This is a genomic window from Vibrio sp. 03-59-1 (assembly GCF_013114135.1).
Lineage (GTDB): Bacteria > Pseudomonadota > Gammaproteobacteria > Enterobacterales > Vibrionaceae > Vibrio > Vibrio cortegadensis.
In genome coordinates this window covers 205,539-219,019 of the sequence record NZ_VTYA01000006.1, presented here as the reverse complement: position 1 = coordinate 219,019, position 13,481 = coordinate 205,539, and the positions used below count along the sequence as shown (strand labels likewise).

Sequence of the window (13,481 nt, the reverse complement as noted above, 5' to 3'; positions counted from 1 at the left end):
CGTATGGAAAAAGTCGCAATTTTAGTAGACGTTCAAAATGTTTACTACACCACTAAAGAAAAATACCGCTCTAACTTCGATTACAACCAGTTTTGGTATGTTGCTACCACTGGACGTGAAGTGATTAAAGCGAATGCATATGCGATCGCCAGTCAAGATCCACGTCAACGTCAATTTCACCATATCTTACGTGGGGTAGGCTTTGAAGTTAAATTAAAGCCATTCATCCAAAGGCGTGATGGTAGTGCTAAAGGTGACTGGGACGTTGGTATCGCATTAGATGCTATCGAACTGGCTGAAGAAGCCGATGTGATCGTTTTAGTATCAGGTGACGGTGATTTTGAAGTACTTGTAGAGCGTATTAAGCAGCGTTTTAACAAGCCAGTTGAAGTGTATGGTGTGCCTGGACTGACAGCTCAAAATCTTATTGATTCTGCCAGTCGTTTTCACCCGATCGATAACGATCTGTTACTCTGATTCAGGTGCCGTTACTGCTTCAGCACTGTTATCGGTAGCTGTTTCTGTAGCCGTGTTTTCATTTTTCGCGGCTTCTTCTGCTTCCATTTTTGCACGTTCAGCTTTCGAAATGTAACGAGGTTTATTGCTTGAATGAAGCTTCGCGTTTTGCTTCTTCATTTTCTTTTTTAGAATATCATTAATCTTTTTTTTACGGTTCATGGTGTTTACCCTGTGGCCTTATCGCGTTTGGCATTTATGCGTGAATTTCGCGATTTTTGTTGTGGGGGAGAATAAAGAATTTTGATCCAAATCACAAGAGAATGAACCACCCTTATTAGTCCGTAGTAGATAGAGTTATGAATAAAGTCAGTGATATTTTATTAGGTGGGTTACATACCGAATTTAAAACGGTGAAAGCGATGGTTGAAATATACTGCCGTAAGCATCATGGTGAAGAATTACTCTGCTCTGAGTGTGCTGATTTATTGCGTTACGCTGAAGTAAGGCTTGATCGCTGCCCATACGGACAAGCGAAGCCAACGTGTAATAAATGCCCTATCCATTGCTATAAACCCGAGCCTAAAGAGCAGATGCGAGTAGTGATGCGCTATGCTGGGCCTCGCATGCTACTTCCACATCCTATTTTGGCGATTCGACACTTAATACATGAAAAGCGGACAGTACCAGATAAACCTAAACCAAATGCTTCTAATCGACATATACGCTTAAAAAAGTAGGCGAAACAAGGTTAAGGGCGCGCTTAACTTGTCTCACCTATTTACCTGTTCACCGACTAATCCATTCTCTTAATTACGCTGTTCTAACTGATTTTATGCTGATGCTGGCAACGTTAGGTTATTCATCCAGTGACGTTTTAAATAACGGTGGAAGCAGAGTGAAAATTTCACCACTTCTTCCACCAACATCAACATGTAAACGTATTTAAAATCCCATCCTAAACCAAAAGCCGCCAATGCAGTCAGTGGTACTCCAACCATCCACATCGAGATGAAATCCATACGCAAGCAAAACTGATTATCACCACCTGCTCTTAAAATTCCGTTGATGATGATCATGTTGAGCATACGTAACCAGATCGCACAACATAGTACACTCAGTGCAGGAGAGGCCAGAGGGTAGAGCTCTGCACTGGTCAAATTTAGCCACGATAGAATCATATCTTTTCCGAACAGCAATACGCCTCCAACAGTCAGGCCGAATCCTAATACTGTTTTGATGAAGAACTTCGACATTTTAAATGCATCTGCAAATTCATCTCTTCCCAAAGATTGGCCAAGTAAAATGGAACACGCCACTGAAATGCCAAAAAATAGTGAATAGCAGAGTGATTCAAAAGGACCAATCATGCTGAATACGGCTAATTCAGTTGTGCCCATATGACCGAAGATCATTTGATACATCAAGGTACCTGTCGCCCACATCACCGCACTGGCCGTTGTTGGAATCGCAAGACGCTTATAAGAAGCCCATAATTGAGTGGATTCAGTCAGCGTCTGTGACGTGATTAGCCAATGTTTACGCCAGTTTAAGAAACCAAACATCAATACCACTTGCAGCAGCCTTGAAATAGTCGTCGCTAATGCCGCCCCAGCCACACCCATTGCCGGAATTCCTAACCCACCTTTGATTAACCAAAAGTTTAAGCCAATATTGACAACAATAGTCACTGCACCTAAAAATAGAGGAGTGACAGTGTCACCTGATGATCGCATGGCGGATTCAGCGACCACAATCAAGTGAGTTAAAATGAGAACGGGAAAACTGTACCAAAGGTAAGTCGCCCCTAATTCAATGACTCTAGCATCGCTGGTTTGTAGCATCATGATATAGCTAGAACCTAGAGTAATGATTAAAGTCACAGGCAATAAGATTTTTGCTCCACAACGCATTGCCAGCATAGTGATCGTTTTCGCTGTTATGCGGTCATTTCGCCCCCAGTATTGAGCCACCAAAACACCATTTGCAGATGCCATACCAGCCATGATCATGATTGCGACAAAATGCCATTTTGAGGCGATTCCCACAGATGCAGTTGCTTCTTTACCAAAGTCGCTGACCATTAAGACGTCTGCAAGCGCAAGAATTGCCACTAGCGCACTTTGAATAGCAACAGGGAATCCCAGTTTTATCACCTTAGATAACATACCGTCAGGTGTGGCTTTGTTGAGTGTTTTCGGGTAGTTTTTAAAAGTCATTGTCATTCCTCATTTTGGAACGCAACTATAGAGTGAAAGGGTTATAAGTAGAATGTGTGAAAATAGAGAAAACCTGTGCAAATCCGTCATGAGTAAAATGTCACCTAAAACCGAATGGCATGAAGAGGTCTATCTGGCAGATGCTTGTAAAGAGCGATTTTTAACTACGTCAGACATTCCAGAACTTAGTCAAGAAGGGATTTTCATGGCAGGAATGGCGGAGTTAACGGATGGTTATTATGTCGAGCGCTGTGGGGTTGCGGTACACACACTTATCTTCACGCTAGAGGGCGGTGGCATTTTAACGACATCGGATCGAGTTGAATTGATCGAACCTTACTCGCTGTTGGTGATCCCTGCTGGCGAACCATTTCGCTTTGAGCTCAATAGTGTCGATAACTACTGGAAGATGATCTGGTTGTTGCCACAAGCAATAGCCAAATGGCAGCAATTTGAAGCGTTAGGGTTAACCATTTTGCCGTATCACCAATGTGAACAGATGTGGTCATTACTGAATTTAATTCATTGTGAAATAGAGGGAAGAACGGCGTTTCGTCGGCTTTTGGTCAGTGAACTTAATTTAATTTTGACTGGCGTTGAATCAAAATCGACCAGTTCCGTGTCTCGGGTTCATACCTTGTTTAATGAAGTAGAAAGCCAGTTGCATCTACCATGGACAGTAAAAGAGATGGCTGCGAAGTGTTTCATTAGTGAAGAGCAGTTGAACCGTATCTCAAAAAATCTCTATGGGATGTCACCAAGAAGCCGATTGATTCATTTGAGGATGGAAAAAGCCGCGGATTTACTTCAATACCAAGAGTGGACGATTTCGATGATTGCGCAGCGGCTTGGCTATAAAGATCCGTATAATTTTACTCATCGATTTCGTAAATATTTTGGCTGTTCTCCTAGTCGGTATCGTAAGAATATTATTCAGCAGTTAGCGTCTATTTAGATGCCAATAAAAAAGGAGAGTGATGAGCTCTCCTTTGGTATCCGCTTAAAACAATATTCGAGAAAAAGCTTTATAAATAAGTACTTGTAAATAAGCTCTTGAAAATTGGTTCTTGTGAAAAAGCTCTTGTGGAAAAGCACTTGGAAATAAGCATAAAACCTTTTTCTCTTAACCCACCATCGCTTGCTTTTTGCCTTTTACGCTTACCAGTAGCATGTAAATACACGTCGCCATTAATGAGATAAATAGGTAGCTCAGTAGGCCGTTTTTCGAACCCATGTAACTGTTCGCAATTAAAGGGCCAGCCACAGAGCCAACACTGTAGCTAAACAGCATGACTTGGGTTGCTGATACAATGAACGACTCGTCTAACCCTTCACAGCCTAAATTAATCGCAATTGGATATAAAGCGAACGTTGCCATTCCAAGCATGAACAAACAAACGGCTAGTATTATTTGGCTGTCTGATTGAGCGGTTAACCCTATCGAGAAAACACCCAGAAAGCAGAACATTGCCATTAACAGAGTACGTCCTAGGAATTTGGATAACCAAGGCACGACGGGTTGAATCGCCATTCCCCCTAAGATAACCAATGCCATTAAGCTTCCAACATCAGACGTCTCAATACCACGCTGAGTAAGCTCTACTGGCATTAGTCCGTAAATCGCACCCAGGGTAAGCCCCGAAATGATACAGCCAATGATTGCAGCATGGTTCAGTTTTGCGATCTGTTTAAACGACAGAGCACTGGTGTTGTGACTCTCTGGCTGTTGCGCATTGCCAAACATTAAGACTAAGACTGCCATCAGCAGCAACGTTAGAATCGCAATAAATGGTACGGCTCCTTCAACACCAATGGTACCGATCCCTAATTGACCAATTGAAGCGCCACCGTACAGCGCAGCCATGTAAATACCTAATCGCTTTGCTCGGCTTGCTTCATCACCACTCATCAGCCATGACTCAACCACCACAAATACACCAGCAACAGCAATACCCGCAACTAAACGAGCCGCAAGCCAGACAGAAGAATATGTAAATGTTGGCATCGCAAGGATCGTGACCATGAAACAGGCTAAACACAAAACGAAAGCATTGCGATGACCAATTTGTTTGACAAGAGGCTCAATGAAGACAGCACCAATCAAAAGACCTGCATAGAAGGCACTCGCTAACCAACTGGCAAGTTGATTCTCTAAACCGTAATGCGACAGCATCAGTGGGATCAGGCTCATTAAGTAGCCTGATGACACAGCATAGAGAGTTAGCGCGATCACAGGTACAGCAATGCTTTTTTTAGGCGCTAAGGTTAGGGTGTTTTCCAATGTCGGGGTCTCCAATTCGCGGATTAATAGTGATGTATTGCGCGAATATGGAGGGAAAAAGACTGACTGTAAAACGAAAGAATTTTATCTAGACGATAGAAAATTGTTATCAGATAAATTGATTAAGATGTGTTGTATATATTCTTTTATTTAGTCGCCAGAAAAGACAAAGGCCTTAAATAATTAAGGCCTTTTTGAATAGCACTGATCGTCTATTCATTAATAGAGTGTTGTTATTTATTGAGCAGAAGGGCACCCTTTAACTTCTTGGCCGCCACTCATGTAAGTGAGATTACCATCAACAGGAGCATAATCAGCAGCATTAACTTGTGGGTTATTGACAAAGAATTCTCTAAGTACAGCAGCGTCAGTTATTTGAGTAGACTCCACATCAATAACAGGGTAGTTATCACCACCTGCAGCACTAAAGCTAATTACAGAGAAAGAGTATGTATCCGTTAGGTTAAAACCTTTGCCATTGATGTCGTTGATCGTTACATCACTTAAATCACAATCTACCGTTAGGTTAATGTTATCCAGTTGAGCATACGCACCAGAGCCAGCTGTTTTTGTCGCTACAACATCAAGGTAATCTTTAACTTCTTGACCTGTCATTGTCGCTTTAGTGACAAAGTTACCAAATGGCTGCACCGTTAGTACATCACGATAAGCTATGTTTCCAGGTTGAATTGAAGCTCGAACACCACCAGAATTCATAACTCCAAAATCGGCATTTACAAGGTTATAGGTACGGTAAGCGTGTCCTAGAAGGTGGCCTAAGTTTGTTTGTTCTGAACGGACGACACTTCGTTCACCAACAAGTACATCATCTGTATTTGAAATAACAACATCCAGCAGTTCTTGACCTTCTTGTTGGTATGGAAGAAGGATCGATTTTACTGTTGCGTCTGGCTTAATTTCATCTTGAATGAATTGACGAACACCATTCTCATCTTTTGCTTTCAGGTTTACCGGAACTAAGCTGTAATCAGCTAAATGAAGTTTACCCTCGTAGAACTCAAAATCTGCACGGCCAACATACTTGCCCCATTCATGAGCTTGCATGATGTAAGTGCCATTTTGTTGATCTGGTTTACAAGCATCTCCAGGTTTAAAGTCTGCGTATTCTTCGCCTTCCATACATACTGGGTTTTGAGAGTGACCACCGATAATCGCGTCTAATTCTCCCTCTTCTAAAGATCGAGCTAATTTAACATCACCAGGAGCTTCACTACCGTGCTGTCCATTTGCATAATGACCCATATGTGTAGTTGCAAATATTAAATCAACATTTTCATTTGCTTCAATTTCCGCAATTGCTTTTTTAATCTCAATTTGAGGATCGGCAAATTCTAAATCAGCAACATTGGTAGGGTTGACTAGTTTCTCAGTGTCTTTTGTTGTTAAACCAATGACAGCAACTTTTAATCCATTAATAGTAAAAACTTTGTATGGGTCAAATAAACGTTCTTCTGTTACGTTTCCATCTGAATCTTTTAAGTATATGTTTGCCGCTAGCATCGGGAAATCCGCTAGCTGTTTTTGCATATCCAGAACACTACGCTCGTTATCAAATTCGTGGTTACCGAGAGCCATAGCATCGTAGCCTAGTAAATTCATGCCGACAAAATCAGGCACGGCATTCAGCATGTCAGATTCAGGAACGCCTGTATTGATATCGCCACCAGATAGCAAAATAGATTCACCACCATTTGCAGTCACTTCAGCTCGAATTTGTTCGATCAGAGTTTTGCGAGCAGCCATGCCATACTCACCATATTTGTTTTCCCAGAAGCGACCATGGTTGTCATTGGTATGGAGAACTGTAAATTTAGTGCATGAATCCGCAGTTTCGCAAGTAACGTCTGTGCTGTCGCTGTCTGAGCCACAACCAGCCATTGCAATACTTACAGAAAGTACGAGTAGAGATTTGGAAAACTTCATGAGGGGGATCCTTGTTTTTATGACATGATTTTAGTTTTCGTTGCAATATACTGAAACCATTATTATTTTTCGTGATGAAGATCTAGGTTGAAGTTGGGCTAAATATATTTGTGATGATCTTGGGGGCTGAGTTTTGAAATAAACATTTTTCGTGGATTAACAATGTGTAACGCAAAAAATTACAGAAAATGTGATGTACAAGGTTGATATTGATATAAATAATATCAAACAGATCGTCTACTTGAGAATTATGATTGTGTAACCACTGCTTACAGTTTTAACAATTCAGCGTATAATCTGTGAAATACAGTAAAGCCAAATTATTACAATTCAACTTAGTCCTCTAATGAACAATTTAGGAATGTAAGCGAGTTTTATTGGTTGAGGCTTAAAATACGCAATTGGAATACAATAAATAGGTCCCGAATGACAAATTTTTACGCTGAAATCACAGGTTGGGGAAAGTGCCTACCACCAGCTATTTTATCGAATCAAGATCTTAGTACATTCTTAGAAACATCAGATGAATGGATTCGTTCTCGAACTGGTATCGAAAACCGTCGAATCAGTCATGTGAATACTTCTGAGCTTGCAACCGCAGCAGCAAAAAATGCGATGGCATGTTCTGGATTAACGGCTGAAGATATTGACCTTATCATTGTCGCGTCATGCTCTGCGGATTCGCTGTTACCAAATATTGCGTCAAAAGTGCAACAGAACCTTGGTATTAAAGGTGCGGCTGCGTTTGATTTAAATGCTGCATGTACGGGTTTTGTCTACGGATTAGAAACGGCTACGCGACTGATGCAAGCGGGTAATTATCGCAATGCAATCGTAGTGGGTGCAGAACGTTTGTCTTTCTATATTGATTGGACCAAGCGTGATACCGCCGTTCTATTTGGTGATGGCGCTGGTGCAGTGACTCTTAGCCGTACAGAACAAAAGGTAGGTTTACAGCAAGCGCAAATCGGTTGTGATTCTGCTGGTCGAGATATTTTAGCCGTACCTAAATTTGGTACTGCGATGGATCGTTTTGCTGCTGATAATGGCTATTTTGACTTCAATTTTGTCGGTAAAGAGATCTTCAAACGTGCGGTGAAAGGAATGGGGGCGGCGGCTCATACCGTTCTTTCTCGTACGGGTATTTCTACTGATGATATTGATGTGGTTATTCCTCATCAAGCTAATATCCGAATCATTCAAACACTATGTGATATGTCTGGTATTAGCCAAGATAAAGCATTTGTAAACATTCAGCAGTACGGCAACACATCGGCAGCAACGGTTCCAATTGCGATGTGTGAAGCTCTAGAACAAGGTCGTGTAAAACCAGGCGCTGAGATATTAGTGGCAGCATTTGGTGCGGGTTTAACTTGGGGAGCAGGTCATATTAAATGGGGCGATCGTGTGACGCCTATTGCTGAGCCTGATGCACGTTTACCTGAGTGTAAAGAGACAGCATTAGAGCTATTAGAGAATGCCATTCAGCACTGTCAAAATAAACCTGAATAGCGAAAATAAAATATCGTCTTCGAAATCAATAAATATTGCCGCAGCTTGCGGCATTATTTTTATGGGGCAATAGTTAACTTGGGTGGATAGCCGATATATCAGCATCTAGTTTTTGTAGACTCTACAGATAAAATAAAAATATAGGTAATAAGCGTGACACAAGAGAAATTTGAACATATATACCAGCGGGCAGAAGAGAGAAAAGGTGGCGAAACTCAATTGGAGAACTTGATTTATCAACCTTTAAATAACGATGATTTACGTTGCATTACTGATGATCGCTGGCTTGCTGGGTTTACCGAAAAGGTGTTTCAATGCGGAATTTCATGGAATGTAGTCAGAAAGAAGTGGCCCAATTTTGAAGAAGTTTTCTTTGGTTTTAAAATCGACTCATTAATGATGTTGTCAGATGAAATGTGGGAAAAGAAAGCACAAGATCCACGAATTATTCGCCACCTAACTAAGGTGATGACGATTCCTGCGAATGCGATGATGATTCGATCTGCCCGTCAGCAGCATGACTCTTTTTCAGAGATGGTTGCAGAGTGGCCATCAGAAAGCATCACAGAGTTGTGGGACTACTTAAAGAAACATGGTAAGCGGTTGGGTGGAAACACGGGTGCTTACGCACTGCGTCAAATGGGGAAGGATACGTTTATCTTATCATCAGATGTTGAATCCTATTTGCGCCAAACGGGAATTATCGACAGCGGACGTACCACCAAACGAGCTCAACTTGCGGCGAACAAAGCTTTTAACCAATGGCAGCAAGAGTCGGGTAGAAGCTTGAGTGAAATTAGTCAGATCATCGCGTACAGCTGTGGGGATAATCGAGTCCTCTAATCGAATGGAAGATGCTAGCTCTCTCTGATTAAGATTGAGTATCGGTTCGAGGCTGATTTTTAATAAATAACTCAGGCCAATACATTTTTATGTAACCGCCAGAAACCCAAATCACTAAGCCTGTTGCGATGCTCAATTCAAAGAAGCCAAAGTTATGTAACCAGTACCAGTTTGGGTGTGATTCGGCAAAAAATGAAGTTAAACGATGCATTGCAATGGCGCTAATAACAGAAGGAAAGGTGACGGCTGCAATAGAAGGTTGAAACTTCAAACGCATTAAGCGGATATAACAGAGATAAATGAGCAATGTCATCGTGATGGCTATGCCTGCTAAAGCGCCCGTTAGAATGGGATCTGGGTGCTCAAAATTAACAATATAAGCCGCTAGAGTTAAATTAACCGGGGCAGCCATAATGGCCAAAGTCGGTCTTGCCTTTCGCGGTAGCATCCCTTCAAATACGAGCCGATATAGAACCAACGGCAGCATGAAAAAGTAGATTGCAATGCAAATGGTGGCTAAGGTTTCAGAAAAAACGGCATGACCTAATTGCGAACCTGCGAGCGAACTACTGATAAGTCCGACAGGGTAGAGAAACCAGCTAGGAACAATGTGGGACATCTTGAAGTTCATGATCTGGAAACTAAAAAAAAGCACCATCATGGTGAAATGTAATATGAGCGCGCAGAACCAAAGCGGATAAGCGACCACAGGTAAAACAACCGCCAAGTAATCAGATAAAATGAGTAATGCCATACTCATTGGGGCCATCAGGCTGCCACTTAATGGATGACGAATATCATTGAAGAAGGTCTTAAAGCTAGTAATGTAGCGCAATAACACTGGAAGTAATAACACTGCACCAAGTAAAGCCAAATATGGACGTATTGTTTCTCCAATGCTAGGGACATAGAGTGCCCAAGCGTGACCCAAACCAATGACACCTAGCGCTAATGATGCCTGTGAAGGAGGCACATTTTTTACATGGGTGAGTCTTTTCCAATTCAACGATTTGCTCCAATTAAACTCAATATTATTTATTTCGCTACTTGCGAGATAAAGCAACGCTCAATGTACCTATATGCAACAAAAATAGAGTGCCAGGTAATTGAGCGGATAATATCAAGTTTAACGTTTGCGTGCGCTATTTAAGTGATAAACCGAGAGGTAATCCTTTAAATAGATTGAGCCGCTATTAACTTGTCTCTTCTTGTGTTGGTAAGTCTCTTTGTCTAAGTTTGTCGTTTTTCAGTGTACGACGAAGAAGTTGGCTATAGATGGGCTGTCCACCTAACATTTGAGCAATAATTACTGCACCTAAGCAGGTAATGATCAAAGGTAAGATCAAGTAGTAGTTATTTGTCATCTCAATCACGAGCAGAATCCCAGTAATTGGCGCTCGAACCGTTGCGGCAAAAAGTGCTCCCATGCCGGCAATCGCGAACATACCAGGTTCTATATCTAATTGAGGTAGAAATGCGTCAGCAGTGACACCAAATGTATAGCCAAAAAGGGTACCTAAAGCGAGCATCGGTGCAAAAATACCACCAGGTGCACCAGAGCCGAAACAGAGCAGAGTTGTAAGTACTCGCCCAACAAAAATCATCAGTAGAACATTGGTCGAGAAATTGCCATTTGTAATATCTGGAATAATGCCAATGCCACCGCCTGTTAATTCAGGCAAATAGAGAAGCAGCAAGCCAAAACAGCCACCCAGTAAAGTGCCGACAAGTAAGTAGCGCTTACGGTCATTTTTATGAATCGCAACGAACATATCTTGAGCTAGTGTCACGAGTTTATTGAAAACCACACCAAACAACCCGAATAGAACGCCGAGCAAAAGAAATAACCACAATGTGTTCAATTCTGGTGGCTGATATTGCGGCATGGTGATGACCGCAGCTTGACCATTGATGTAACGAAAAACGATGTTGGCTGAAATAGCAGAAATGATGACTGCTTTAATAGAAATTAGAGAATAACGAAATTGAGGGCGCATCTCTTCAACAACAAACATGATCCCAGCTAATGGAGCATTAAATGCCGCCGCGAGTCCTCCAGCCGCTCCTGATGCTAATAATGAGTGGCGGCTGTCATCATCTTTGACTCGGAAAATATCCGTGACCATTCGTCCAATATTGCCCCCCATTTGCACGGTTGGCCCTTCGCGCCCTAAAACCATGCCCGAACCTAGTGCGCCTAGTCCACCAAAAAACTTCACAGGCAATACTCGCCACCAACGAACAGGGCGAATATTGTCCATTGCTCCTTCAATCTCAGGTATGCCTGAACCGGCGGCTTCTGGTGCGAAACGATGCACGAGAAAATAGCCAATAAATGCGAGCCCAGCACTGATAATAAATGCGGCTAGCCATAGAGGAACGAAGTGCGCTATTTCAAGCTTCAACCAGTCTGTTCGCGTTTCAGAAACGAAGTGAACCGCAACTTCGAAGTAACTTCCCACTAACCCAGCGAATAAACCAACAATGCATGATAAAACCAGAACAGAGACAGGCGTTTTGTCTCTTGAGAGAAATTGATTGATCGCATCTCTAGGCACTTTTGCGAGTAAAGATTGCTTGATTCTCTCTCTTCTGGACATAAAAATAGGGCTCCACTAGGTAGGTTAAATAGGATTGGTCGTCAGGGGAGCCGGAATTATACGCTCTCACTGTTTATCCAGTAGCAATAAGATTGCAATGTTGAATTCCATAAATGAAACAAGGCTACGGATTAATGGGCTCTAGAGTGGAACCATGGTCACATAAACATACATTCATCATGTAGGATCTTGAATTATTGAAAATATGGGCCATAGTTAAATTGTAAAGCGACATCAACCTACACCAAGGAGGAATGTTTGGTTTTACTTACAATTTGGATGGATTCGAAAACCATTTTTAAGTCCTCGTAATATGTTCAGGTCGCGTCAATAGACTCCCTGATTCGCGAACTCACGATTGAGTAACGAGGTTTAAGGCGTACTAGACAATTCGTTAGTGCGCCTTTTGACGTTTGGCGGCGAATATTTCCTGAAGCTATGTTTCCTAAAGTTATATTTGTTTGATTAGTCAATATCTCTACGGGATAGACGTTTTTGTTCGTAGTACTCTTTAATCCCATTCCGATCACCATAACCTTATGTTTATCTGAAATATCTCTTGTATACTCCAATTAAGAGAGGAGTAATTACATGTCAAACAAAGTCCCTACAAATATTATCACTGGTTTTCTTGGCGTAGGTAAAACGACGGCAATACTAAACCTGCTTAAAACAAAGCCAGAGGGTGAGAAATGGGCCGTATTGGTTAATGAATTCGGTGAAATCGGCATTGATGGCGCTTTGATGACTGATCAAGGTGCGATGATTAAAGAGGTACCTGGAGGATGCATGTGCTGTACAGCTGGCGTTCCTATGAGTGTCGGAATTAATGCATTGTTGCGCCAAAAGCCAGATCGCTTGCTGATTGAACCTACTGGACTTGGTCATCCGAAACAGGTGGTTGCAACATTAACGTCTGCGCAATATTTGCCATATGTCGATTTGAAGGCCACCATCGCGCTGGTGGACCCACGAAATTTAAGCAACTCAAAATATATCGAAAATCAGAACTTCAACGATCAACTTGATAGTGCTGATGTGGTGATTGGTAATAAAATCGATCAGTGCTTTGCTGACGATATTGATGCCTTCAACGATTGGGTGACGGATCAGACACCATCTAAAATATTTAGCAAATTAGTTCAGAAAGGCGAATTGCCGATAGAAGTTCTAGATATTGAACGTCGTGATGGCAGTGCTTCTACTCAATTAGAGTCGCATCACCATGATCATGCGGATTTGGAACCTCAATTTGAATTGCCTCCAGGCCAATCTTATGTGCGAAAAGAGAATCGCGGGCAAGGGTATTTTAGTTGCGGTTGGTTGATTGGCGCAGAGTATAAATTTGATTTTGATGAGCTATTTTCGCTGCTGAGTGACTTAACGGCGGAAAGAGTAAAAGCCGTGATCAATACCGATAAAGGCTGTTATGCGTTCAATGTGGCGAATCGAGTCGTTTCGGTGAATGAAATCAGTTTAGAAGGCTTTGAATCTCGTATTGAAGTCATTGATTCGCAACTCATGCCTTGGGATCAGCTTGAAGGGCTGCTTTTGAAAATTGGTGGTATTAAGTAATATTTGATGTAAAGAGAGGCGTTGAATTTAATCCACGCCTCTCTATTTTTC

At 41.9% G+C, this 13,481-nt stretch carries 12 protein-coding genes; 6 read left to right on the top strand and 6 right to left on the bottom strand.

Features of this window, described 5'->3' with window-relative positions:
* Positions 1 to 3: 3 nt before the first annotated feature.
* A complete protein-coding gene (locus F0249_RS08345) occupies positions 4 to 477 on the top strand; it encodes an NYN domain-containing protein (RefSeq protein ID WP_017052810.1) in 474 nt (157 codons plus the stop codon).
* Here F0249_RS08345 and F0249_RS08340 read toward each other — a convergent pair.
* The gene (locus tag F0249_RS08340) at positions 469 to 678 is read right to left on the bottom strand and encodes a DUF2986 domain-containing protein (RefSeq protein WP_017052809.1); all 210 of its coding nucleotides are present in this window, start codon (positions 676 to 678) and stop codon (positions 469 to 471) included. The two genes, F0249_RS08345 and F0249_RS08340, sit on opposite strands and share 9 nt — an antisense overlap.
* Before the next feature lie 137 nt (positions 679 to 815).
* Between F0249_RS08340 and F0249_RS08335 the strand changes: the two genes are divergently transcribed.
* The gene (locus tag F0249_RS08335; protein WP_171756370.1) at positions 816 to 1,196 is read left to right on the top strand and encodes a nitrous oxide-stimulated promoter family protein; all 381 of its coding nucleotides are present in this window, start codon (positions 816 to 818) and stop codon (positions 1,194 to 1,196) included.
* Positions 1,197 to 1,289: 93 nt separating this feature from the next.
* Here the strand turns inward: F0249_RS08335 and F0249_RS08330 are convergent, their stop codons facing one another.
* Positions 1,290 to 2,675 carry an MATE family efflux transporter gene (locus tag F0249_RS08330; RefSeq protein WP_171756369.1) on the bottom strand — a complete coding sequence of 462 codons (1,386 nt, stop codon included), beginning with the start codon at positions 2,673 to 2,675 and terminating at the stop codon, positions 1,290 to 1,292.
* A gap of 52 nt (positions 2,676 to 2,727) precedes the next feature.
* On the opposite strand from F0249_RS08330, the gene F0249_RS08325 reads away from it, so the two are divergent.
* On the top strand, positions 2,728 to 3,630 hold the full coding sequence (locus tag F0249_RS08325) for an AraC family transcriptional regulator (protein WP_136995319.1): 903 nt from the start codon (positions 2,728 to 2,730) through the stop codon (positions 3,628 to 3,630).
* 168 nt (positions 3,631 to 3,798) lie between these two features.
* Here F0249_RS08325 and F0249_RS08320 read toward each other — a convergent pair whose 3' ends face one another.
* Entirely contained in the window at positions 3,799 to 4,956 is a 1,158-nt protein-coding gene (locus tag F0249_RS08320) for an MFS transporter (protein ID WP_171756368.1), read from the bottom strand.
* A 237-nt stretch (positions 4,957 to 5,193) separates the two neighbouring features.
* Positions 5,194 to 6,900: a bifunctional UDP-sugar hydrolase/5'-nucleotidase UshA gene (gene ushA, locus F0249_RS08315; protein WP_171756367.1), complete on the bottom strand. Its 1,707-nt coding sequence runs from the start codon at positions 6,898 to 6,900 to the stop codon at positions 5,194 to 5,196.
* Between the two features lie 426 nt (positions 6,901 to 7,326).
* Here ushA and F0249_RS08310 point away from each other — a divergent pair, with 426 nt between their 5' ends.
* Both F0249_RS08310 and F0249_RS08305 read left to right on the top strand, forming a co-directional pair.
* Entirely contained in the window at positions 7,327 to 8,412 is a 1,086-nt protein-coding gene (locus F0249_RS08310) for a ketoacyl-ACP synthase III (protein ID WP_171756366.1), read from the top strand.
* Between the two features lie 153 nt (positions 8,413 to 8,565).
* Positions 8,566 to 9,255, top strand: a complete 690-nt coding sequence (locus F0249_RS08305) for a DNA-3-methyladenine glycosylase I (RefSeq protein WP_171756365.1) — start codon at positions 8,566 to 8,568, stop codon at positions 9,253 to 9,255.
* Positions 9,256 to 9,283: 28 nt separating this feature from the next.
* Here the strand turns inward: F0249_RS08305 and F0249_RS08300 are convergent, their stop codons facing one another.
* A complete protein-coding gene (locus F0249_RS08300; protein ID WP_017052801.1) occupies positions 9,284 to 10,261 on the bottom strand; it encodes a TDT family transporter in 978 nt (325 codons plus the stop codon).
* Positions 10,262 to 10,448: 187 nt separating this feature from the next.
* Positions 10,449 to 11,855, bottom strand: a complete 1,407-nt coding sequence (clcA, locus tag F0249_RS08295; RefSeq protein ID WP_017052800.1) for a H(+)/Cl(-) exchange transporter ClcA — start codon at positions 11,853 to 11,855, stop codon at positions 10,449 to 10,451.
* Positions 11,856 to 12,446: 591 nt separating this feature from the next.
* On the opposite strand from clcA, the gene F0249_RS08290 reads away from it, so the two are divergent.
* Complete coding sequence (locus F0249_RS08290) at positions 12,447 to 13,430, top strand: GTP-binding protein (protein WP_171756364.1); 984 nt, start codon at positions 12,447 to 12,449, stop codon at positions 13,428 to 13,430.
* Positions 13,431 to 13,481 lie beyond the last annotated feature (51 nt).

Coding starts and splice junctions, on each gene's coding strand:
- F0249_RS08345 (WP_017052810.1), top strand. CDS start 4: ATGGAAAAAGTCGCAATTTTAGTAGACGTTCAAAATGTTTACTACACC.
- F0249_RS08340 (WP_017052809.1), bottom strand. CDS start 678: ATGAACCGTAAAAAAAAGATTAATGATATTCTAAAAAAGAAAATGAAG.
- F0249_RS08335 (WP_171756370.1), top strand. CDS start 816: ATGAATAAAGTCAGTGATATTTTATTAGGTGGGTTACATACCGAATTT.
- F0249_RS08330 (WP_171756369.1), bottom strand. CDS start 2,675: ATGACTTTTAAAAACTACCCGAAAACACTCAACAAAGCCACACCTGAC.
- F0249_RS08325 (WP_136995319.1), top strand. CDS start 2,728: ATGTGTGAAAATAGAGAAAACCTGTGCAAATCCGTCATGAGTAAAATG.
- ushA (WP_171756367.1), bottom strand. CDS start 6,900: ATGAAGTTTTCCAAATCTCTACTCGTACTTTCTGTAAGTATTGCAATG.
- F0249_RS08310 (WP_171756366.1), top strand. CDS start 7,327: ATGACAAATTTTTACGCTGAAATCACAGGTTGGGGAAAGTGCCTACCA.
- clcA (WP_017052800.1), bottom strand. CDS start 11,855: ATGTCCAGAAGAGAGAGAATCAAGCAATCTTTACTCGCAAAAGTGCCT.
- F0249_RS08290 (WP_171756364.1), top strand. CDS start 12,447: ATGTCAAACAAAGTCCCTACAAATATTATCACTGGTTTTCTTGGCGTA.